The organism is Pseudomonas sp. FH1 (genome assembly GCF_000510895.2).
In the GTDB taxonomy this organism is placed as follows: domain Bacteria; phylum Pseudomonadota; class Gammaproteobacteria; order Pseudomonadales; family Pseudomonadaceae; genus Aquipseudomonas; species Aquipseudomonas azotoformans_A.
In genome coordinates, this window is sequence record NZ_AOHM01000039.1 from 1 (window position 1) to 20995 (window position 20995).

Below are 20995 nucleotides of genomic sequence, written 5' to 3' on the forward strand. Positions count from 1 at the left end.
GTTACGCAGCGAGCCTGGAGAGTGTCTAGGAAACCCGGGGCGATTCATTCCGCACATCGGGAAGATCTGATCGTCTTGCGTCTTTCTCTGCTTGGACGGCTTCGGCTTTGGCTTGGTCGCTAGCTTCCAGTCGATAGATTGCAATGTATATGTTTCGATTTTTTAAAGCGTTGGAGGGTGCATCTAAGAGCTTGTTTACACGGAGCGGGCGGCTTGTACGGTTCTTTACCCACTGAATATGAGCTTTGATCAAACGATCTTCTGATATGGCCGCACCTTGCTGCCACAGGCGCTCAAACCACTCCCGCATCTGTGTCAATTGTGATTGCTCGTGGACCAGCATTCCGGCTTCATGCCAACCTGCGCATTCCACTCCTTCAAATCCCAACCCATTCACAGATAGATTGGCAGACCCCACTATTGCGGTAGTTTCACTAATCGCGACCTTTGCATGGAGGTTGTCCAGCGTCAGGATCCGAATGCCAGGCTTTTTCTTGGCGAGTTCGATCAGCTCACGGATGACCTGTGGATTGGTCCCGCCACTACCAAGGTTGCAAATTATTCGCAAGGACCGGCCGTTCCATGCCTTGGCAATAAGCGTTTGAGCACCCTCGCCCCAGAAAGCAACCGCAATTGATAAATCCCCGCTGCTTTCGATTAGGCTGCGAAACTGTTCTAGGTATTTTTTTGACGACAGGAACATCAGTTGTCCCGGAGCAGATTTAGAACCTACGAGCTTATCTGAAGGTGAGGGAACTGTGATGATCCGCGATGGAAACGATACAGGGCCCCTTCGTCGTCTTCAGGTATGTTCGCTTCCTGGGCGACGATGGCTGGTTATTACGAGGATGAAGGCAGCTTGAAAAAAACGCTGGGCAGTTCGAACGGTGGGGTTCTCTCAAATGACTGCTTTAGGCCGATAACCGCATGCCGTGAAAGGCGAATCTTACTTATTACCTATGGCGAGAATGGCCGGTAAGATTCGAGCTCAGAAGGCTTACTATGCCGTACGCCCATTTGGATGATTTACGTGCAAGCGATAGCATTGTGAATGCCGCATACATCCCCGATTCGATTCCACTGAGCGCCATAACTAGCTGATTTATTTATAGTTACTAGTAGGGGTACGCCAAATTTTCTACCGAATTCCAGACCCGCAGAAAACCTAGCCCCGCCGACCACTACCGTTCGTCTGGTGCCGCACCATATCTCGAAGCCCCGCAATGCGGGGCTTTGTGGTTTCTGGGGTTTGGAAAACGCGAGAAACTCTGGGCGTCGTTTCCTGAAAATGCCCACTAAACGTCCACGCTCAAAACACTACCCTGCTTTTTTTCGCACCCATCCCATCAGCATCCCCGATTGCCCCCCGTTCCACCACGCTCCCCTCCCTTCCATCGCTGCCAATTCAGCGATCGGGCCTGAGAGCCCGGCAAGATGCAGGCGCACCAAGCGCCCCTAGACCCGTATGCCTGGGCGTCGCATTACCTGCAGGAGATGAGCAAGGCGGTGATTGATGTGTGGTGAAGGTGTTGGAGTCAACCGGCACTACGAGGCAGTAACCCCCACCTGAAGAGCCCCACCCTGAGAGGGCCGGGGCTACGTAAGGGATCCCCCGATTTGTCACCCGCCCATTCCTGCTGTTTACTCAACCATAAACAGCGCCACCCTCTGCTACCCTGCTCCAAGCACCTCAACGTCCAAGACATCATGGCCGAGACAATCCCCATGACGAATGCCCCGCCCGCCATCAAGCTCAGCACGCTTCGCCAGATCGCGCCCTACCTGAGCATGCGCGGGGTATCGCCGTTGGAGTTCTTTCGGCGTTTTGGCATTTCCCCGCATGTCTTCCAAAACCCTGAAGCCTGGGTGCCGCGTGCGGCGTGCTTTCATATCGCGAATGAAATGGCTGCCATCGCCCAGGACCCTTTCGGTGGAGCGATGATCGGGCATTTGACCGATGTGCGCTCAACCGGCCTGTGGGGCGAGTTGATTCTGGGTTCCACCAGTTTGGCTCAAGCCTGTGCAGCAGCGGCGGTGCATACGGATTTGTTGCACCAGGGCAGCGAAGTCAAGATTGTCACCGAAGGCCGTACGACAAAGTTGATCCAACACTTTACCGGGCACCATGGCGCAGACCCCAAGCAGGTGATTTTCGGAACGCTGGCTGTGCTCAGGAAAGTGCCGCTCATGTCGGGTGCGCCTGGCGCCATACGGGTGCATTTGAAGAGCCCGCGAGAGCGAGGCGACGAGGCGCTTGAGGAGTATCTGGGCCCGAACCTGGTCATGAACGCCGACTACAACATGATCGAGTTTGATCGAGAATTGCTCGAAATCCCCCTGCGGCCTGTCCGGGATGTCGCCTGGAAAACCACCCAAGCCTTGAACTCGACCTCGGCAGCGGCCGACGTGCTTGCCCAGCAGATTGCCGATCAGGAACTCTCCAAGCTCGTCACTATTTCCAGAAAGATCGGGCTGTCTGTGCGAACGCTGCAACGACGCCTGGAACATTGCGGCATCGACTTCGACGCACTGCGTGACGAGACACGTCGCAGTGAAGCCCTTCAGTTGATTGCCAGCGGCCGGTACAGCGCGACTGAAATTGCCTACATGGTCGGCTACAGCGATCCCGCGCACTTTACCCGTGCCTTCAAGCGCTGGACCGGCAGCCCACCGTCGCGCTATCGCGCCCTCTTGAAACAAGATCGTTAATACCCTCGCTTAACCCTTCCGGCCACGCTCAGCGGAGGCCTTCGCGTGCCCGCTCGCTGAGCTTTTGGCACCAAATGGCAAGTTCGCGCCAGGGCGTTCTTATACAGTCAAAAAATCAACGCCAACTTATAAAACCCCGAGGTTTCAATGTCTCAATCACCCACGGCCTGCCTCTTCGCCCTGGCGCTGGCTGCTTTTGGAAGTGCGCACGCTCAGTCATCCCCGGAGGCGGCGATACCGGTGGGTGTGGATAATTTTGCGCGTGCCGAGTCCGATCTCTACTTGGGCAAAATGGTTGCCACCGGCAGCTTGGGCCGCTTTGTTCATAGTCGCGAAGCCGTACCCATCGACGCACAGAATGTGGTGCGGATGAATCGGGACACGCTCTATTCATCAGCGGTATTCGACCTCGATGCCGGGCCCGTCACGATCGCCTTGCCTGAGGCCGAGGGGCGGTTCATGTCGATGGCCGTGATCAATGAAGACCACTACGTGCCCATCGTCACCTACGGCGCCGGTCGCCGGACGCTGACGAAAGAGGCGGTGGGCACGCGTTATGTGTTTGTCGCTGTGCGCACCTTCTTCGACCCCACGAACCGCCAAGACCTGAAAAAGGTGCATGGACTGCAGGACGCAATCACGGTCGAACAAGCCAAGGTTGGGGAGTTCGTCGTACCGAAGTGGGACCCGGCCAGCCAGGCAAAAGTGCGCGAAGCCCTCGAAGTGCTGGGCTCGACAATCCCCGATTACAACCAGTCGTTTGGTCCCAAGGGCAAGGTCAATCCGATTCATCACCTGATCGGCACGGCCACAGGATGGGGTGGCAACCCGGCCAAGGACGCCATCTACCTCGGCGGCGTGATGCCTGCGAACGACGGCAAGACCGTTTACCGACTCAAGGTCGGCGATGTTCCGGTGAAAAGCTTCTGGTCTGTCAGCGTTTACAACGCAGACGGCTACTTCCAGCAAAACCCGTATGACGCTTATTCGCTGAACAATTTAACCGCCCAGAAAAGTGCTGACGGCTCGATTGTCATCCAGTTCGGCGGCTGTGACGGAAAGATCGCCAATTGCCTGCCGACTACGCCCGGTTGGAACTACACGGTTCGGCTGTATCAGCCGAGTGACGAGATCTTGAGTGGCCAATGGCGTTTTCCGACGCCGCAGCCTGTCGCTCTCTAATTCAGGAAAGAATCGATGACAACGCTCGGTGGTTCAAACGTGTTCAAGCATCCGACGACACTCATTACAGGTATCACTCTCGCCGTGGCGATGGCGTTACCAGCGTACGCAGACGACTCAAACAGCGAGCCGTCCGTCACGGTTGGCGGCGGACTGGCGGTCGGCCCGTTGTACGAAGGTTCGTCGCACTACGCGGCGTTTCCGTCACTGAAACTCAAGGCCGTGTTGCCGACTGAAAACTGGGGCAAGTTCACCGCGGCCTTCCCGGACGGGCTGCGCTGGGACTTGCCGGGGCTATCGCCCTTCGGCGTAGCGCTGCTGTTGGGGTACGACCAGGGGCGCAAAGAAAGAATCCACACCCTGGGCGGCCGTGACGACTACCTCAAGGGCATGGGCAACCTGGACAGCACGGCCCTGATCGGCGCAGAAGCCTACTGGATCCTGCCCGCCGGGCGCCTGTTCGTTCGCGGCCTGCAAGCCAGCGAAAGTCGCAACTACGGCGGCGAAAACCTCGGCCGTACCAAATACCTGGAAGCCGGCTTCGCCACCGCCTACGCACTGTCTTCGACGTTAACCCTGGACTCGACGCTGTACGGCACCTGGAGCAATGAGAACGACATGATGGCCCGCTATGGCGTCACGGCCCAACAAGCCGCGCGCACCCAGTTCGATGAATACCACCCCGGCGGCGGCATGCGTGACGTGACCTTGAAGCTCGGCCTCACCTGGCAATGGCAGCCACAGTTGGCGCTGGAAGGCGGCCTCAAGACCTACGCCCTGGTCTCCGACGCACGCAACAGCCCGCTGACGGGTGAAAAGGTGGGCGCAGGCGCCTATCTGAATGCCTTGTACCGATTCTGATCAGAGAACAATCAATGAACACACATCAGATGTTGCTGGGGCTGGCAGGCCTGATCGGCGCGGGGCTGGCGTTTGCCGACGAGCCCGTCACCCAGATCACAGACCCGCATTTCAAGCTTGCCCCTGGCTATCTTGACGCGAAGGATCTGCCATTGCGCCTGGCCTTGCTTGGCGCGCCACCCAAATCGGACTCCGCAGCCCTTGCACGGGATGAAGAAGCGCGGCGCGCTGCATTGTCGCTACGCGGCACAGCCCGGGAAAAACTTGCGGCGGCAGACGCGGAGCTGGCCTTCCCGGGCCCGGCACAAGCCTTCTCCTGCGCGATGGGTACACCGATCACCGAGAAAAACACGCCACATCTTTATACCTTGATGCAGCGCACCCTGACGGATGCCGGCGGCTCCACCTACGCCGGGAAGAACGCCTACAACCGCACCCGACCTTTCGTGGCACATAACGAAGGCACCTGCCGCAAGGATATGGAACCCCTGCTGCGCACGGATGGTTCCTGGCCGTCCGGCCACTCTGCTGCCGGTTGGGCCTGGGGACTGCTGCTGGCCGAGATTCAGCCGGCGCGCGCCACCGAGTTGATGACCCGTGGATTGTCCTTCGGCCAGAGCCGCGTCATCTGCGACGCACATTGGCAAAGCGACGTGGATGCCGGTCGCATCATGGGCGCGGCGACGGTGGCGAGCTTGCATGCCAATCCAGCGTTCCTGGCGGATTTGGCGGCGGCGAAGGAGGAGGTCAAGGCGGCTCAAAAAGCCGGTCTGAAACCTACGCAAGACTGTGGGGCGGAAAGCGTGGCGCTCTCGCTGACCCAGCACTGATCGGAGAAACGCCATGATGCACTTACGACGCCTGACGCTGGTGTTGGGCGCCTTTGCGGCAATGCCCACCTTGGCCACGGCCGCCGACGGCGAGGGTTGGACCTTCAACGGCGGACCTTACCTGTGGGGCGCCGGTATCCGTGGGCACGTGGGCCATCGCAGCACCGGCACCCAATTTATCAAGTCCGACTTCTCCGACATCGCACGCACGGTGGATATGTCGGTGATGCTGATGGGCGAGGCGCGTCGTGGTCCCTACAGCGTGCTCGCCGACCTGATGTACATCGACACTGACACCCGCAGCCGCCTGCCTGGAGGCATCCTTGCCAACAAGCTTGAGGTGGAAAGCAAGACCGCCTCCGGATTCCTGGGAGGTGGCTATACCGTGTGGGGGGATGCAGACCGGCGGTTGGATGTGGCCGGCGGGATGCGCGTCTGGTACAGCAGCACCACCCTCACCTTGCATGGTGGGCCCGCTGGCGGGCGATCCGGCTCCGACAGCGCCACCTGGGCCGACGCCATGGCCGGGCTGCGCGGGCACTATGCGTTGAATGAGCGGTTCTGGTTGTCATCCTGGGGCATGGCAGGCGCGGGGCAGTCCAAGCAAGACTGGGACCTGGCGGCGCTGGCGGGCTGGGAGTTCTGGCCCGGCTTCTCGGCAGTGGCCGGCTACCGGGCGATGGGCGTGAATTATCGTCACGATGGTTTCGTCTACGACATCGTTCAGAAAGGGCCGTTGCTGGGGATCAGTGGGCGGTTCTGAGACGCGCCTTTCTGCGCAGATGGACCATTTGTGCCGTCAAGCCGATCACCAGCGCCACCGCGATACTCGCCTGTGCGCCAAGCAACACGGGCGATTGCAGGTCTGTCACGAAGGGGTGGCCATCGGGAACGCGACGCAACGTTTCGGAAACGGTGGGCACCATCAGAAAGAACGCGGTCAGGCTCAAAAAGATCGTTTCCAAGTAGACACGCGCCCGCCCCAACCAGGCCAAGTGCCCTACCCCGTAACCTGCCAACAGCAGCGCAAGGGTAATCACACCGATGATGTTGCTGACGGGTTGATGCGCCACCAGGAACACGGTGAGGCCACCGATCAGCATCGACACGAAATAAAACACTCCCGGTACCGACCGAGGCACGATGCGCCCGTGCTTGATAAACATGTAGGCGGCCAGTGGGATAGCCGGCAGGCTGCCGAGGGTGTGAAGCCAGCCAAGGGCGGAGATTCCGAACATTTCAGTGTTCCCATGTAATTGGATGACGTGCATAAACGGCCAACGTTGCAAACGTTCATCTCGATGACGCCGGCACGCTATGATCTCGGGGATCAGCTTAGTGACGGCGGGATTGGACCGATATGATGAATCCCTTGGAAAACTTGATCATTCATCCGGAAATGCAACTGGAAGGGCTGGCCAAGGGCGATTTGCTGTCCCAGGTGCTGGCGCAGATCCGTCTGACGGGCGACCGCGTTTATGCCTGCACGCTTGCGGACGCGCAGACCCTCGATCTTGATGAAAAGAGCGCGCATATCTGCGTGCTTCAGCAAGGCCAACTGCAGTTGGACGTGGCCGATCAACCGGCACAGAATTTGAACCCAGGCGATGTCATCCTGCTGCCCCACGGTCCTGCGGGCCTCGTGATGACGGCGGTGGATGGGGCCACCAGCGTGGTCATCTGCCGCTTCTGGTTCGACGCGAGCAGTTTCCAGGCCATGCTGTTTGCCCTGCCGCGGCTGATTCATATCCCGCACGCTGAAGCTGCCGCCTGGGCGGAAGGCATCCTGCATTTCATGCTGCTTGAAGCCCATGACACGCAACCGGGCGGTGCGTTGATGATTTCGCGCCTGATCGACTTAGTGGTGATTCGCATCCTGCGCACCTGGGTGCAGCAGGGTGTTGCTTCTGGATGGCTGGGTGGGCTGTCGGATGCACGTATCGCCCGAGCGCTGAAGGCCCTTCACGAAACGCCGGGCACGCAGTGGCGTATCGACGCGCTGGCGGAAATTGCGGGGATGTCACGCTCGAACTTCTGTGAACGCTTCACTACGCTGGTCGGGCGCTCGCCGCTGCGTTATCAAAATGAATGGCGCCTGACCCTGGCGAAAACCATGCTGTCCAGACAGGACGCTCGTATCGGCGAAATTGGCTTTGCGATTGGCTATGAGTCCGAGGCGGCGTTCAGCCGCGCCTACAAAGCCTTTTTTGGTCGCTCGCCACGGGAGGACAACGCCCGGCCGGGGTAGGCCGGGGCGTGTTCATCAATGACCCGCGCTTTGCCCACCGTCGACATGCAGAATCTCGCCGGTGACAAACCCAGCACGTTCCAGATAGACGATCGCCTGGGCGATATCACTCACTTCCCCCATATGCCCGACCGGGTGCAATTGCCCCAGCGCCGCGTGGGTTTCTGCGCCGTGCATCGGCGTCTTGATGATCCCTGGGCTCACCGCGTTCACCCGGATGCCACGCTTGGCGTACTCGATCGCCAGGGACTTGGTCGCTGAATTCAGCCCGCCTTTGGAGAGGTTGGCGAGCACCGACGGCACGCCGTCAATGGCGTGGTCCGCCAGGCTGGTGGTGACGTTGACGATGTGACCGGCGTGGTTCTTTTCCATCTCGGCAATGGCGAGTTGGGTGATGTAGAAGAAGCCGTTGAGGTTCACTGCGAGCACATTGGCGTAGTCCTCCTGGGTGTAGGCCGTGAACGGCTTGGCGATGAAGATACCGGCGTTGTTGATCAGGCTGTCGATGCGCCCGAAGGTGGCCAGGGTTTCGCGGATGACGCGCTGGGCGGTGGCCGGGTCGGCGATGTCGCCGGCGACGGTGAGGATGTCCGGGTCAGTGGAAGGCTGGATCGAGCGCGACGTGGCGACTACGCGGTAGTTGAGGGCGCGGTAAGCCTGGACCACGGCGGCGCCGATACCTTGGGATGCGCCGGTGATGATGACAACTTTTTTCATGAGGGTTCTCCAGTAGGGATTCAGGCTTGGGATTTGCGGTATTCGGTGGTGGTGATGCCGGCGTAGCCCCAGTTATCGGTATCGACTTCTTCGATGACGATGTGGGTCAGGTCCGGGCGTTTGTGCAGGACGCGTTCGAGGGTTTCGGTGAACTCAGCGATGACCTGGGCTTTTTGCTCAGGGGTAACGCCATCACGGGTGATACGCAGGCTGACAAATGGCATGGCGATAACTCCAGTGGCCGGCCATCGGGGTGATGGGCGGGCAGTGGGGCCAATTTAGGCTTGCGTCGGGAGGGGATAAAGGTGGGGCCGGGTACTTCATTCGTACTGCGGTGTAACAAGACAGCGCTGGAATGCCAGGCATAAAAAAACCCCGAACCAGTCGGGTTTTTTTATCGCCTGGAATCAGGCGCGACGCCGGATCAATTAGAAAACGTTGATCGGGTAGTCGGCGAACAGACGGATTTCGTTACCGCCTACGTTGTACTGGTCAGCGTTGTTGGAGACGCGCAACCAAGAGGCACGAGCACGCAGGCTCAGGTCTTTGGCTGGACCGCTCTGAACCACATATTTGAACTGGTTCCAGATTTCACGCTCGGTGCCATCGCCACGGTTGGTACCGTCGTCGATGTTGGTACCGCGAACGTAGGCAACGTTGTAGGTCAGGCCTGGTACGCCGAAGGTGGCGAAATCGATGCCGTAGCCCAGTTGCCAAGAACGCTCGTCCTTGCCGTTGAAGTCGGACCAGTAGGAGTTGGCCAGCAAGATGGTGTTACCGCCATCGCCGATACCGCCGGCATTGCGATAGCCGCCGTACAGGTAGCCGGTGTCGCCGGTGCTGCGCTGGTGAGCGACGGTGAAGCTGTGCGGGCCAACAGCCCACGTGGCGCCCAGGCTCCAGATTTTGTTGTCACGCGCGTTTTCGTCTTTCTGGTTTTCCAGCGCGAAGCTCTTGTCCAGCTTGGTTTTGTAGCCGTTGAAGTCAAAAGTCAGCGACTGCTTCTCTGGCAGGGCTAGCACGTAGTTGACGTTGACGTATTGCTTCTTCAGCACGTCCTGCATGTCGGAGGCGTACAGCGCGGCCGACAGGCTCTCGGTGAATTTGTAGCTACCACCGATGTAGTCGATGCTTTTCAGGCGACCGCTGTCGGTGCCTTCCATGCTCTTACGGGCTTCTTTGGTGAAGTGACCCGCGTCCAGTTGCAGACCGGCGATCTCTTTGGAAACGATCGAGGTACCGGTGTAGGTTTCCGACAACAGACGGGAGTTGTCGTACTGCAGCACAGGTACAGCCGGGAACTGATCACCGTACTTGAGCACGGTGTTGGAAACGCGGAACTTCACGGCAGCGCCGCCCTTGGCCAGGTCGTGTGGTGCCGAGCCAGGGTTGTTCGAGCCGTCAGGGTTGGTGGTGCCATTGCCCTGTTTGAAGAAGTCGATACCGCCGGCGCCGGCGCGGCCTTTACCGCCGTCCAGACGAATAGCGTATTGGCCGATCACGTCCACACCCACACCGACGGTGCCTTGGGTGAAACCGGATTCGAGCTTACCGATGAAGCCTTGGCCCCATTCGGCTTTATCTTGCTTGCCATTTTTGTAGTCACGGCTGATGTAGGCGTTACGTGCGGCGATGTTCAGGTGGCTGTCTTCGATAAAACCCTTGGACTGGTCCTGGTCGTTTGCCATTGCTGTCGATGCGCTCAAAATCCCCAGAGCGATCAGACTCATCCGTTGCTTCAACATTTTTTTGTATTCCTTATTTCTGGTTGAGTACGCGCTATGACACCAGGCTCCGTAATGCTTTTTCTGGTGTCGACTGATTCCGGAAAAAAGAAGGCCCGCGGACGACTTAACAGGCCGCGGGCCTTTTTTATTGGATGAGTCATGGCGGTTAGCCACAGGCGTTGGGCGCAATCCTAGTCGCGCCCGGAACTATGTGTCAATTTCGCGAATCGTCTGTATTTAGGCGAAATAATTCTAAGGAAGCGCCTACAGCGGTCCTGTAAGCGACAAAAAACCGCATTCAAAACGGCAAAAAACACATTCCGTAACACATTTCAAAGCCGATACGTTTGGTAATAGATAACGCACGCAAATGCAAAGCATTACCATTAACGCGCAATTTCCTCCCAAACAATTCGGATACATTTCTCCATGCCTGCCCCTCGCCTGACGCCCATCACCCTTGGGCTTTCTGTTCTGCTGTCTGCCGGTTTTGCCTGTGCGGCCACGACTTTGCCCGAAACGTCGATCAGCGCCGAAGCTGACGAAGACGATCCGCGCGTCAAGGAAACCAGCACCGCCACTCGCACCGACACACCCGTGCGTTATGTGCCCCAGGCCATCGACTCGGTAAAGACCGAAAGCCTGCGGTCCTATGGCACCAATGACCTGGGCCAGGCGTTGAGCGGCATCCCTAACGTCAGCAGCGGCGCCGACACGCGCTTCGATAGCTTGCGCATCCGCGGTTTCGACGCGAGCAACGACTTCTATCTGGATGGCATTCGCGACGACAGCCAATATGTGCGCGACCTGCACAACATCGAGCGCATCGAAGTGCTCAAGGGGCCAGCAGCCGTGCTTTACGGGCGAGGCGGTCAGGGAGGGATCGTCAACCGCGTGAGCAAGCTGCCGATGGCCGGGCATAAATCGAGTATCGAAGCTCAGGGCGGCAGTAACGACTTGCGCAGTCTGTACGCCGACCTCAGCACTGACCCCACGGATAACATCAGCCTGCGCCTGAACATGGGCAACCAGGACAACAACAGCTTCCGCGACGGCGTCAGCGGCAATCGCCAGTTGTTCGCACCGTCCATGAACTGGCAACTCACGCCGGACCTGAACTGGCTGGTGCAATACGAATACAGCCGCTACAACCGCACGCCCGACCGTGGCATTCCCGGCGTCAATGGTCGCCCGGCGGATGTAAACCGCAGCACCACCTACTTTGATAACCGCGATTACATCGACGACAAATCCCAGTCGCTGCGCTCCAAGCTGGCCTATGAACTCAACGACAACTGGCAATTGCGCCAGACGCTCGGTGTGTTCAAGCTCGACAGTGATTTCGACAATACCTACCAAACCGCCTACGTGCCGGCGAACAACAGCGTCACGCGCCAGCGCTGGCAGCAAGACCTCACCACCCTCAATATCTTCAACAACGTCGAGCTCGAAGGTGGCTTCAGCACCTACGGCCTGGAACACCGCCTGCTGACCGGCCTCGAACTGGGCAGCCAGCGCCGCGATCCGAAGCTGTACACCGCCACTGCCGTCAGCCGAGGCGGCCAGGCCGTGCCGAGCCTGGACCTCAACCAGCCCAACCGCAACCTCAGCCATACCGGGCGCATGAGCGTGTCGAGCAACAACCACACCGAAGTCGAAAGCCGCGCACTTTATGTACAGGACCAACTGCGCCTGAATGATCAGTGGCAAGTTCTGGGCGGCCTGCGTTACGACCGCTTTGAAGTGGATACCAAGAACAAGCTGACCCACGCCCAGCAGGCTGTCAAAAGCCACAGCACCAGCCCGCGGTTCGGCCTGGTGTGGACGCCACTGGAGCACCACTCGTTCTACGCGTCGTGGAGCAAGACGTTTTCCCCAGCGGGGGGCGGCTTGATCGGTATCACCCCGAATGCTGCCGGCAGCGTCAACGACCTAAGCCCCGAGCTGACCAAGCAGAAGGAAATCGGGGTCAAGAGCGACTGGCTCGACGACCGCCTGAGCACCACCCTGGCGGTGTACGAGCTGGAACTCTACAACCGCCGCACCAGCGACCCGCTGGACCGCACCATCACCCTGCTCAGCGGCTTGCAGCGCTCACGCGGCGTGGAGCTGACCGCCACCGGCAAACTCGTCGGCAATTGGTATGTACGCGGCGGTGTCGGCCTGCAGGATGCCAAGGTCGAGAAGGACAACAACGGCTTCGAAGGCAAGCGCGTCAGCGATGTGGCCAAGCGCAATGCAAGCCTGTTCATCACCTGGAAGCCGGAAATGGGCTGGTACGCAGAAACCGGCCTGACGCTGGTGGGCGACCGCTATGCCGACAGCCTCAACACCGTGGTGTTGCCGGGTTATGGCCGTTGGGATGCGCTGGCCGGGTTCCGTCAGAAGGAATGGGACGTGAGGGCGGCGCTGAACAATATCGCGGACAAAAATTACTACGCATCGGCGACCAGTGTGGCGCAGATTCAGCCAGGTGAGCCGCGTAGCCTGGTGGTGACAGGTACCTACAGCTTCTGAAGAACACGGTCCGTGTGGGAGCTGGCTTGCCTGCTCCCACATTTGATTTTGGTGTTCCTTTAGTTATTCATTAACTCACACAGCGCGTGCACTTCATCCTCACTGAACAACCCCGCCGGGTAACGTTCACTCATCACGCTGCGCAGGTCAGGCGGTTGCCTGATCTGCCGCGAGCCGTTTTCCTTCAACCAGAGCGCCAGCGCATGGATCGCGTCGCCGTTGACCCGCAAAGGGTGGAACGTGCGCGTGTACATCAGGTTGATATCGGCATTCATTTCAGCGCTCTCTCCTACTGCGTGAGCGGCTAACTTACTCAAGGTTTATGACAGAACTGCGCAGTCATCGCCTTGGGCTACTGTCACAACGGCGATACAAGAGCTATGCCAATGTCTCGGGCCCATAGGCGTTTGGACACAAAAAAGCCCGCGACCTGTCTGGGCCGCGGGCTTGTTGTGGACGCCTGAACCGATCAGCGCCGGTTCGTCGTCATGGTGCTGTTACAACTGCACTCAATTTTTGTGCGGCGCTGGCTGCTGTTGGGTCAGGCAATGGATATTGCCGCCACCCAGTAACAGTTCGCGGCCCGGCACCATCACCACTTCATGCTGCGGGAACAGGTCCTGCAGGATGGCCTTGGCCTGGCTGTCCAGCGGGTCGTCGAAGCTCGGCGCGATGATGCCGCCGTTGACGATCAGGAAGTTGACGTAGGAACCGGCCAGCCGCACGGTCGGATTGCGCTCCTGGCTGCCGTCAACCGGGTCGACGCCCGCGCATTCTTCCTCGGTCGCGTACAGCGGGCCTGGGATCGGCATTTTATGCACTGTGAACGAGCGTCCCTGGGCGTCGGTGCTGCTTTGCAGCACGTCCATGGCGGCGTGGCAACGCGCGTAGTTCGGGTCTTGCGGGTCGTCGGTCCAGGCCAGCAGCACTTCGCCTGGGCGCACGTAGCAGCAGAAGTTATCCACATGGCCGTCGGTTTCGTCGTTGAACAGACCGTCCGGCAGCCAGATGATTTTATCCACAGCCAGATTGGCACTCAGCACGGCTTCGATCTCGGCACGACCGAGGTGTGGGTTGCGATTGCGGTTGAGCAGGCATTCTTCAGTGGTGATCAGGGTGCCTTCGCCGTCCACATGGATCGAGCCGCCTTCCAGCACAAAGCCTTCGGTGCGATAGCGCGGTGCGCGTTCGATTTCGAGGATCTTGCCGCCGACCTGGGCGTCGCGGTTCCACGGCGAATACAAGCCGCCATCAAAACCGCCCCAGGCATTGAAGTCCCAGTTCACACCGCGCACTTCGCCATTGTTGTTGATCACGAAGGTTGGGCCGGTGTCGCGCACCCAGGCGTCATCGCTGGACATCTCGACCACGCGGATATTCGGCACATCCAGGCGTGCGCGGGCATTTTCGTACTGGCCGGCGGATACCGCCACGGTGACCGGTTCAAACCGAGCAATGGCCTTGGCCACCGCCACATGAGCGGCTTGCGCCGGTTTGCCACCCAGGCGCCAGTTGTCCGGGCGCTCAGGCCAGATCATCCAGGTCTGGGTCTGTGGCGCCCATTCGGCAGGCATATGAAAGCCATCGGCGCGGGGGGTGCTGTGCAGGGTGGTCATGGCGATCAGGACTCCGAATGGGGGGGTGAAGGCCGACTTTATAGCGGATAAAAATCGGCTTTAAAAGCAACTTAGGATGATAGCGGGTGAATATTACAATGATTAGCCGATAACAATCGATTAATCACAGTTGCTCATCGAGCACCTTCGACAGCATGTCGACGAAAAAATCCACACTACGCCGGGACGTGACCATCGGCGGCTTGATCTTGAGAATGTTCAAATAGTCACCCGTGGGCTGCATGAAAATCCCCAGCTCCCGCAGGCGATCACACAGCAACGTGGTTTCTTCGGTGGCCGGTTCCAGGGTTTGCCGGTCGCGCACCAACTCCAGCCCGAGGTAAAAACCGGAACCATGGACGGCACCGACTAATGGATGACGATCAATCAGTTCCTCCAACCTTGCCTTGAAATGCCCGCCAACCACCTGGGCGTTTTCCCACAGATTTTCCTCTTCCATTACATCCAGCACCGCCATGCCAATGCGGCAACTGACAGGACTGCCTCCCGACGACGAGAAAAAGTAACCTTCGGCCTCCAGCGCTTCGGCAATTTCACGCCGGGTAATCACCGCGCCCAGCGGCTGGCCATTGCCCATGCCCTTGGCCATGGTAATGATATCGGGCACCACGCCCTGTTCTTCAAAGCCCCAGAAAAAATGCCCCATCCGGCCGTAACCCACTTGCACTTCATCGGCGATGCACACGCCGCCCTGGGCGCGGACAAGTCCGTACACCTCCTGCAAATAGCCCGGCGGCAACGAGATACCACCGGCATTGCCATACACCGGCTCGCAGATGAAACCCGCCAGTTGGCGTTTGCTCGCGGCGATTTTCGCCAGGTTGTGTTCCACGCTTCGTACGTAATCCGGCGCACTGTCCTGCCCACGGAACTCGCCTCGATAAGTATTGGGCGCGGTCACCGGGTGTACCCAGTCCGGACGGCTGCTCAATGCCTGAGGGTTATCGGCAATCGAGGTGGACACCGCGTCCGCCGCCACCGACCAGCCATGGTAAGCCTCCAGCACGCTGAGCATGTCGCGCCCGCCGCTGTAGGCCCAGGCCAGGCGGATCGCCAGGTCATTGGCCTCAGTGCCGCTGTTGACCAGGAATACCCGGTCCATGCCCTCAGGCGCCAGCGCCAGCAAGCGCTCGGAAAACTCGGCAATCGCCGCGTAGTGGAAACGCGAGTTGGTATTGAGCAACGACCACTGCCGCGCCGCCACCGCCGCCATCCGCGGGTGGCCGTGGCCCAACACTGCGACGTTGTTGAGCATGTCCAGGTAGGAACGGCCCTGCATATCGATCAGATGGTTGCGCCAGCCACGTTCGATGCGCGGCGGGTCGACGTAATAATGCTTTTGCGAACGGGCGAAACTGGCGTCGCGACGGGCCAGCAGGGCCTCGGGGTCCAGCTCGGGCTCGGCATCGCAGGCCAGCCCCAACAACGCGGCCGGCGATGGGCACAGCGTTTGCCAAGCCTGTGCCCGGGAAGGTGTGCAGAACAGCGGGGCGGGGCAGTCAAAACGGCATAATTGCACGGTGAGCGGGCCTTCGACCTCACCGATCACCTGGCCCTTCAGCACCGCAGCACCTGGCTGAAGCTGTGCTTTAACGCCCCATAGCCGCACGCTTGCCTCGCTGCTGTGTACCTGCAGCTCACCGTGGGCGTCCCGTCGCACAACACCTGCAAACGGCGCTTCGACGGAGGTACCCAACGGCACGTGCAGTTCGACATGCAGCGGGAACGTCTCTGGCTCATTCGCGCTGTCGGCCTCGGTACGCGACAAACGGTATTGCCCATAACGACTCGCCGCCAGGCCATGCACCGCCGCTGCTTCCTGTAACAGGCGCTGATCAATGCCGGATTGCTCCCAGTTTCCTGCCTCAAAATGCGGGCTGAGGACGCCCAGGTCGATCAACGCAAACTCGCGCCCCACCAACCCCGGCAACAAGGGCGCAAAACCCTGGCTGGCGATCGGTGCGGGCGCCTGACTGACACATCCCAGAATCGCCGCCTCCATCAACTCAAACGGCACTGACGTCGCCACGTGGAAGATTTCCCACTCATGCTCGGCGTTTTTCAGCAGGTAACTGTTATCCGGATCCAAGCGTTGCTGCTGCTCACTGCTCAACACCAGCACCGCCGCACGGGCGACGATCAGCGGCCACAGCACCTGTAATTCTTCGTGCTGCAACGGCGTCACCGCGTGGCACGCCTGGATCGCCGGCAAGATTGCAAAGGGATCGCCGTCGGCGTGGTGCAGCAATGCCGCACAAGTCACCGACAGATCGGCAATGCGCCAGGTGTGCACGAGGTCACCAAAATCGATCACGCCTTGAAGTTGCCAATGACGTTGAGCATCACGTTGCCACACCACGTTGTCGTCGGTGATGTCCATATGCACTGCTTGCCACGGCAGGTGATCGGCCAGGGGGCGGATACGCTTTTCGACCTGCTCGGCCACTTGCTCCAGTGCCGGGCGGTGCGCAAGATTGTCCAGCGTCGCCAGCAGATGCGTGATCAAAGCCTGCGCGTGGCGCGGGTCCCATTGCAGCGTGCGGTCCAGGCCCGGATGCTCGAACCGCGCCAGCGCCTGACTCATGCGCCCACACAGGTCACCAAACCCGGCGATCACCCTGCGCCCCAGGTGAGGCAGATGGGTCAACGGCTGGCCATCGATATAGTCCAGCACCCGCACGTGCAGGGCCTGGCCGTCGAGGCTCAGGGTCAACAGCTCGTCCCCCGTCAAGGACTTGATGACCTTGGGTACGCGTACAGCCTGCAGGCTATTGAGTGCGGCGTGTTGGGCGTGCAACTCTAACGCGGCGTAGTCACCCCGGCAGATTTTCAGAACAAACCGGCCGCGAGGGCTGTCGACTTTGTAGTTGAGGTCTTGTTGGCTGCCCAATGATTGCAAGGTGCCAGTGAGGCCGTAATGCTGTTCGAGCAACCGAGCCGCCTGGTCGGGGCCTACTTGCGGGCAGGGTAGACTGGCGCGATGGATCAGGGTGGCGAGCAGCATGGGGTTGGCCTCGGCTTTTTTAGGCGTGTATATCGCCATTGTTCAGGGGGATTAGGCAACCCCTGACGCATGCCGCACTTGCTCCTGCCCGCCACACAACTCAAGCTATGCTTCACTCGCTTGATGTCCGTCTAAGGAAAAGGCCCTCCGACATGCGCATTCTCATCACCGGTGGCGCCGGGTTTATCGGCTCCGCCCTGATCCGCCACCTGATTCAACATACCGAGCACGAAGTGCTCAACCTGGACAAACTCACTTACGCCGGTAACCTGGAGTCGCTGAGCAGCATCGCGTCCAACAGCCGCTATGAGTTTGTCCAAGCCGATATCATCGACCAGGCCGCCGTCAGTACCGTGCTGGAGCGCTTCGAGCCCCAGGCGATCATGCATTTGGCGGCAGAGTCTCATGTCGACCGATCCATTGACGGTCCATCGGACTTTATCCAGACCAATATCGTCGGCACCTACAGCCTGCTGGAAGCTGCCCGCGCTTATTGGCACAGGTTGGCAGAGCCGGCCAAGAGCGCCTTTCGTTTCCACCACATCTCGACCGACGAAGTGTATGGCGACCTGCATGGCGTAGACGACCTGTTCACCGAGACCACCCCGTACGCACCCAGTTCGCCCTACTCGGCCAGCAAAGCTGCGTCCGATCACTTGGTGCGCGCATGGCAGCGTACCTACGGCCTGCCCGTCTTGCTGACCAACTGCTCAAACAACTACGGGCCGTTCCACTTCCCGGAGAAGCTGATTCCGCTGGTAATACTCAACGCACTCGCCGGCAAGCCACTCCCGGTCTATGGTGATGGTTTACAGGTGCGTGACTGGCTCTTCGTAGAAGACCATGCGCGCGCATTGCTGAAGGTTGTAACCGAAGGTGTCGTTGGCGAGACCTACAATATCGGTGGCCACAATGAGCAAAAAAACATCGACGTCGTACGCGGCATCTGTGGTTTGCTGGAAGAATTGGCACCACAACGCCCCTCCGGCGTCGAGCGGTTCACCGACCTGATCACGTTCGTCAAAGACCGCCCAGGCCACGATCAGCGTTATGCAATCGATGCCAGCAAGATCGAACGTGAGCTAGGCTGGGTTCCTGAGGAAACCTTCGAGACCGGTCTGCGCAAGACCGTGCAGTGGTACCTCGATAACCTGGAGTGGTGCCGCAGGGTGCAGGACGGTAGTTATCAGGGTGAACGATTGGGCAATACCGACATGAAGGATCTGATTGCATGATGAAGGGAATCGTATTGGCCGGTGGCTCAGGCACCCGTTTGCACCCCATTACCCTGGGCGTGTCCAAGCAATTGCTGCCGGTGTATGACAAGCCGATGATCTACTACCCGATCTCGGTACTGATGCTGGCGGGCATCAAGGACATCCTGATAATTTCCACCCCGGTGGATTTACCCCAGTACCGCAACCTGCTCGGGGATGGCAGCCAGTTCGGGGTGCGGTTCAGCTATGCGGAACAACCCTCTCCGGATGGTCTGGCCCAGGCATTTATCATCGGCGAAGAATTCATAGGCACTGATCCTGTCTGCCTGATCCTGGGCGACAACATTTTCCACGGTGCGTATTTCGGCGATCAACTACGTGCAGCAGCCAAGCGTCCTTCCGGCGCCACGGTATTCGGCTACTGGGTCAAGGACCCGGAGCGTTTTGGCGTGATCGATTTCGACCAGGAAGGCCGGGCCCTCTCCATCGAAGAAAAGCCTCTCAAGCCAAAGTCACCCTATGCCGTGACCGGCCTGTACTTCTACGACAACGACGTGATCGACATCGCCAAGGCGGTCAAGCCCTCGCACCGCGGCGAGCTGGAGATCACGGACGTGAACAACACCTACCTCAAGCGCGGCGACCTTCATGTGGAACGCTTCGGCCGAGGTTTCGCCTGGCTCGATACCGGCACCCACGACAGCCTGCTGGAAGCCTCGCTGTATGTGCAAACCATTGAACACCGCCAGGGCCTGAAAGTGGCATGCCTGGAAGAAATTGCTTACCAGAATCGCTGGATTGATCGTGAGTATTTGCTGGAACGAGCCAAATATTTTGGCAAGACCGGCTATGGTCAATACTTGTTCACCCTCGCAGGGGATAATCCATATGAATGTATCCGCCACTGAGTTGCCCGGTGTTTTGATCATCGAGCCGAAGGTTTTTGGCGATGAACGCGGTTTTTTCTATGAGAGTTTCAATGCCCGGGACTTTGCCCACGCTACCGGGCTGCAACAAGAGTTTGTGCAGGACAACCACTCACGTTCGCAACGAGGCGTGTTGCGGGGCCTGCACTACCAAGTGGAACACGCCCAAGGCAAGCTGGTGCGTGTGACTGCCGGGGAAGTATTGGATGTAGCGGTCGATATCCGCCGCAGTTCACCGGCATTCGGCAAGTGGGCAGGCGTGCGGTTATCTGCGAACAACAGCCGCCAACTGTGGATTCCTCCGGGGTTTGCCCATGGCTTTGTAGTGCTCAGCGAATACGCCGAGTTCCTCTACAAGACAACCGACTACTACACCCCCTCTGCCGAACGCTGCATCCGCTGGGACGATCCAGAACTCAATATCGACTGGCAACTCAACGGTTCCCCAACCTTATCCGCCAAGGATCAAAACGGCATAAGCCTCAGAGATGCGGATCTGTTTCCATGACCGCGTCCTTGAAAATTCTCATCACCGGCCAACACGGCCAAGTCTCCCATGAACTGCAAACTCGGCTCCAAGGCCTGGGCGAACTCGTGGTTCTGGGCCGCAGCCAGCTTGACCTGGCTAACGCAGACCACATTCGCCAGCAAGTGCGCAACCATCGTCCCGACCTGATCATCAACGCCGCTGCCCACACTGCGGTCGATCTGGCCGAAAGCGAGCCGGACGCCGCCTTCGCCATCAACGCCATTGCCCCCGGTGCTCTCGCGGAGGAAGCCAAAACCCTAGGCATCCCGCTGATCCACTATTCCACCGACTACGTGTTCGACGGCAGCAAGCCAGCCCCCTACACCGAAGCCGACACGCCAAACCCGCTGGGCGTCTACGGCCAGAGCAAACTGGCCGGCGAGCAAGCGATAGCCGCCGTCGGTGGCCAATACCTGATCCTGCGCACCAGTTGGGTCTACTCCAGCCACGGTAAGAACTTCCTGCTGACCATGCAGCGCTTGCTGCAGGAGAAGCCACAGATGCGCATCGTTGCCGACCAGATCGGCGCGCCGACCTGGGCCGTCAGCATTGCCAACAGCACGCGTGCATTGATCGAGCGCTGGCAAGCCGGCAAATCGGGGGAATGGGGCATTTATCACCTGAGCGCCGCAGGCGAAACCTCATGGTTCGGCTTTGCCGAGGCCATTGGCGAGCACCTGCGCGAACAGGGCAAGGCCTGCGCCGAACTGGAGCCGATCCCTTCCAGCGCTTATCCAACGCCCGCCAAGCGCCCGCTGAACTCGCGTCTCGATTGCAGCCGCCTGCAGCAGCAATGGCACGTCAGCCTGCCCCACTGGCAAGACGCATTGCGCGAGTGTCTTGCAGAGCTGCACTAGGCATAATGCGCCTGTACCCACAGGCGCACGACTC

Annotated in this window: 19 protein-coding genes and 1 pseudogene; 12 read left to right on the plus strand and 8 right to left on the minus strand. The window is 59.5% G+C overall.

The window, feature by feature from the left end; all coding sequences use genetic code 11:
- Nucleotides 1-25: 25 nt before the first annotated feature.
- Nucleotides 26-703, minus strand: coding sequence for a phospholipase D family protein (locus H096_RS13220; protein ID WP_051422021.1), 678 nt, complete (start codon nucleotides 701-703; stop codon nucleotides 26-28).
- 755 nt (nucleotides 704-1458) lie between these two features.
- Here H096_RS13220 and H096_RS33165 point away from each other — a divergent pair.
- The 6 genes and pseudogenes from H096_RS33165 to H096_RS13245 form a co-directional block, all read left to right on the plus strand.
- Nucleotides 1459-1559: pseudogene (locus H096_RS33165) on the plus strand (DUF3077 domain-containing protein); the annotation flags it as partial.
- Between the two features lie 166 nt (nucleotides 1560-1725).
- A complete protein-coding gene (locus H096_RS13225) occupies nucleotides 1726-2709 on the plus strand; it encodes an AraC family transcriptional regulator (RefSeq protein ID WP_033898674.1) in 984 nt (327 codons plus the stop codon).
- Between the two features lie 147 nt (nucleotides 2710-2856).
- Nucleotides 2857-3891 (plus strand): DUF1254 domain-containing protein, encoded by a 1035-nt coding sequence (locus tag H096_RS13230; protein WP_033898676.1) that lies wholly within the window; start codon nucleotides 2857-2859, stop codon nucleotides 3889-3891.
- 15 nt (nucleotides 3892-3906) lie between these two features.
- Complete coding sequence (locus tag H096_RS13235) at nucleotides 3907-4752, plus strand: MipA/OmpV family protein (RefSeq protein ID WP_033898677.1); 846 nt, start codon at nucleotides 3907-3909, stop codon at nucleotides 4750-4752.
- Nucleotides 4753-4766: 14 nt separating this feature from the next.
- Nucleotides 4767-5582: a phosphatase PAP2 family protein gene (locus H096_RS13240; RefSeq protein WP_033898680.1), complete on the plus strand. Its 816-nt coding sequence runs from the start codon at nucleotides 4767-4769 to the stop codon at nucleotides 5580-5582.
- A 13-nt stretch (nucleotides 5583-5595) separates the two neighbouring features.
- Nucleotides 5596-6345, plus strand: a complete 750-nt coding sequence (locus H096_RS13245; protein ID WP_033898681.1) for a hypothetical protein — start codon at nucleotides 5596-5598, stop codon at nucleotides 6343-6345.
- On the opposite strand, the gene H096_RS13250 is transcribed toward H096_RS13245, so the two are convergent.
- Nucleotides 6329-6820: a hypothetical protein gene (locus H096_RS13250; RefSeq protein ID WP_033898683.1), complete on the minus strand. Its 492-nt coding sequence runs from the start codon at nucleotides 6818-6820 to the stop codon at nucleotides 6329-6331. The genes H096_RS13245 and H096_RS13250 overlap by 17 nt on opposite strands.
- Before the next feature lie 122 nt (nucleotides 6821-6942).
- On the opposite strand from H096_RS13250, the gene H096_RS13255 reads away from it, so the two are divergent.
- The gene (locus tag H096_RS13255) at nucleotides 6943-7830 is read left to right on the plus strand and encodes an AraC family transcriptional regulator (RefSeq protein ID WP_033898684.1); all 888 of its coding nucleotides are present in this window, start codon (nucleotides 6943-6945) and stop codon (nucleotides 7828-7830) included.
- 15 nt (nucleotides 7831-7845) lie between these two features.
- Here the strand turns inward: H096_RS13255 and H096_RS13260 are convergent, their stop codons facing one another.
- From H096_RS13260 to H096_RS13270, 3 genes are all read right to left on the minus strand, one after another.
- On the minus strand, nucleotides 7846-8547 hold the full coding sequence (locus tag H096_RS13260) for an SDR family oxidoreductase (protein ID WP_033898685.1): 702 nt from the start codon (nucleotides 8545-8547) through the stop codon (nucleotides 7846-7848).
- A gap of 20 nt (nucleotides 8548-8567) precedes the next feature.
- Nucleotides 8568-8771, minus strand: coding sequence for a 4-oxalocrotonate tautomerase family protein (locus tag H096_RS13265; RefSeq protein ID WP_016979078.1), 204 nt, complete (start codon nucleotides 8769-8771; stop codon nucleotides 8568-8570).
- Between the two features lie 204 nt (nucleotides 8772-8975).
- Nucleotides 8976-10292, minus strand: a complete 1317-nt coding sequence (locus H096_RS13270) for an OprD family porin (protein WP_033898687.1) — start codon at nucleotides 10290-10292, stop codon at nucleotides 8976-8978.
- A gap of 411 nt (nucleotides 10293-10703) precedes the next feature.
- On the opposite strand from H096_RS13270, the gene H096_RS13275 reads away from it, so the two are divergent.
- On the plus strand, nucleotides 10704-12791 hold the full coding sequence (locus tag H096_RS13275; protein ID WP_033898689.1) for a TonB-dependent siderophore receptor: 2088 nt from the start codon (nucleotides 10704-10706) through the stop codon (nucleotides 12789-12791).
- A 59-nt stretch (nucleotides 12792-12850) separates the two neighbouring features.
- Here the strand turns inward: H096_RS13275 and H096_RS13280 are convergent, their stop codons facing one another.
- From H096_RS13280 to H096_RS13290, 3 genes are all read right to left on the minus strand, one after another.
- A complete protein-coding gene (locus H096_RS13280) occupies nucleotides 12851-13066 on the minus strand; it encodes a hypothetical protein (RefSeq protein ID WP_033898691.1) in 216 nt (71 codons plus the stop codon).
- A gap of 234 nt (nucleotides 13067-13300) precedes the next feature.
- Nucleotides 13301-14407 carry an agmatine deiminase gene (aguA, locus tag H096_RS13285; RefSeq protein ID WP_033898692.1) on the minus strand — a complete coding sequence of 369 codons (1107 nt, stop codon included), beginning with the start codon at nucleotides 14405-14407 and terminating at the stop codon, nucleotides 13301-13303.
- Between the two features lie 124 nt (nucleotides 14408-14531).
- Complete coding sequence (locus H096_RS13290) at nucleotides 14532-17432, minus strand: aminotransferase (RefSeq protein WP_033898693.1); 2901 nt, start codon at nucleotides 17430-17432, stop codon at nucleotides 14532-14534.
- Between the two features lie 152 nt (nucleotides 17433-17584).
- Here H096_RS13290 and rfbB point away from each other — a divergent pair, with 152 nt between their 5' ends.
- Genes rfbB through rfbD form a run of 4 tightly spaced genes read left to right on the plus strand, consistent with a single transcriptional unit; the run spans nucleotide 17585 to nucleotide 20961 of the window.
- Complete coding sequence (gene rfbB / locus H096_RS13295; RefSeq protein ID WP_033898694.1) at nucleotides 17585-18667, plus strand: dTDP-glucose 4,6-dehydratase; 1083 nt, start codon at nucleotides 17585-17587, stop codon at nucleotides 18665-18667.
- The gene (gene rfbA / locus H096_RS13300; protein ID WP_033898695.1) at nucleotides 18664-19557 is read left to right on the plus strand and encodes a glucose-1-phosphate thymidylyltransferase RfbA; all 894 of its coding nucleotides are present in this window, start codon (nucleotides 18664-18666) and stop codon (nucleotides 19555-19557) included. The genes rfbB and rfbA overlap by 4 nt, the downstream gene beginning before the upstream one ends.
- Complete coding sequence (gene rfbC / locus H096_RS13305) at nucleotides 19538-20083, plus strand: dTDP-4-dehydrorhamnose 3,5-epimerase (RefSeq protein WP_033898696.1); 546 nt, start codon at nucleotides 19538-19540, stop codon at nucleotides 20081-20083. The genes rfbA and rfbC overlap by 20 nt, the downstream gene beginning before the upstream one ends.
- Nucleotides 20080-20961 (plus strand): dTDP-4-dehydrorhamnose reductase, encoded by an 882-nt coding sequence (rfbD, locus tag H096_RS13310; RefSeq protein WP_033898700.1) that lies wholly within the window; start codon nucleotides 20080-20082, stop codon nucleotides 20959-20961. The genes rfbC and rfbD overlap by 4 nt, the downstream gene beginning before the upstream one ends.
- Nucleotides 20962-20995 lie beyond the last annotated feature (34 nt).

What these genes read in the sequence shown, in the direction of transcription:
- H096_RS13255 (WP_033898684.1), top strand. Translation starts at nt 6,943, where the DNA reads ATGATGAATCCCTTGGAAAACTTGATCATTCATCCGGAAATGCAACTG.
- H096_RS13245 (WP_033898681.1), top strand. Translation starts at nt 5,596, where the DNA reads ATGATGCACTTACGACGCCTGACGCTGGTGTTGGGCGCCTTTGCGGCA.
- H096_RS13240 (WP_033898680.1), top strand. Translation starts at nt 4,767, where the DNA reads ATGAACACACATCAGATGTTGCTGGGGCTGGCAGGCCTGATCGGCGCG.
- H096_RS13270 (WP_033898687.1), bottom strand. Translation starts at nt 10,292, where the DNA reads ATGTTGAAGCAACGGATGAGTCTGATCGCTCTGGGGATTTTGAGCGCA.
- rfbB (WP_033898694.1), top strand. Translation starts at nt 17,585, where the DNA reads ATGCGCATTCTCATCACCGGTGGCGCCGGGTTTATCGGCTCCGCCCTG.
- aguA (WP_033898692.1), bottom strand. Translation starts at nt 14,407, where the DNA reads ATGACCACCCTGCACAGCACCCCCCGCGCCGATGGCTTTCATATGCCT.
- H096_RS13265 (WP_016979078.1), bottom strand. Translation starts at nt 8,771, where the DNA reads ATGCCATTTGTCAGCCTGCGTATCACCCGTGATGGCGTTACCCCTGAG.
- H096_RS13230 (WP_033898676.1), top strand. Translation starts at nt 2,857, where the DNA reads ATGTCTCAATCACCCACGGCCTGCCTCTTCGCCCTGGCGCTGGCTGCT.
- rfbC (WP_033898696.1), top strand. Translation starts at nt 19,538, where the DNA reads ATGAATGTATCCGCCACTGAGTTGCCCGGTGTTTTGATCATCGAGCCG.
- rfbD (WP_033898700.1), top strand. Translation starts at nt 20,080, where the DNA reads ATGACCGCGTCCTTGAAAATTCTCATCACCGGCCAACACGGCCAAGTC.
- H096_RS13235 (WP_033898677.1), top strand. Translation starts at nt 3,907, where the DNA reads ATGACAACGCTCGGTGGTTCAAACGTGTTCAAGCATCCGACGACACTC.
- H096_RS13220 (WP_051422021.1), bottom strand. Translation starts at nt 703, where the DNA reads ATGTTCCTGTCGTCAAAAAAATACCTAGAACAGTTTCGCAGCCTAATC.
- H096_RS13280 (WP_033898691.1), bottom strand. Translation starts at nt 13,066, where the DNA reads ATGAATGCCGATATCAACCTGATGTACACGCGCACGTTCCACCCTTTG.
- H096_RS13260 (WP_033898685.1), bottom strand. Translation starts at nt 8,547, where the DNA reads ATGAAAAAAGTTGTCATCATCACCGGCGCATCCCAAGGTATCGGCGCC.
- H096_RS13225 (WP_033898674.1), top strand. Translation starts at nt 1,726, where the DNA reads ATGACGAATGCCCCGCCCGCCATCAAGCTCAGCACGCTTCGCCAGATC.
- rfbA (WP_033898695.1), top strand. Translation starts at nt 18,664, where the DNA reads ATGATGAAGGGAATCGTATTGGCCGGTGGCTCAGGCACCCGTTTGCAC.
- H096_RS13275 (WP_033898689.1), top strand. Translation starts at nt 10,704, where the DNA reads ATGCCTGCCCCTCGCCTGACGCCCATCACCCTTGGGCTTTCTGTTCTG.
- H096_RS13290 (WP_033898693.1), bottom strand. Translation starts at nt 17,432, where the DNA reads ATGCTGCTCGCCACCCTGATCCATCGCGCCAGTCTACCCTGCCCGCAA.
- H096_RS13250 (WP_033898683.1), bottom strand. Translation starts at nt 6,820, where the DNA reads ATGTTCGGAATCTCCGCCCTTGGCTGGCTTCACACCCTCGGCAGCCTG.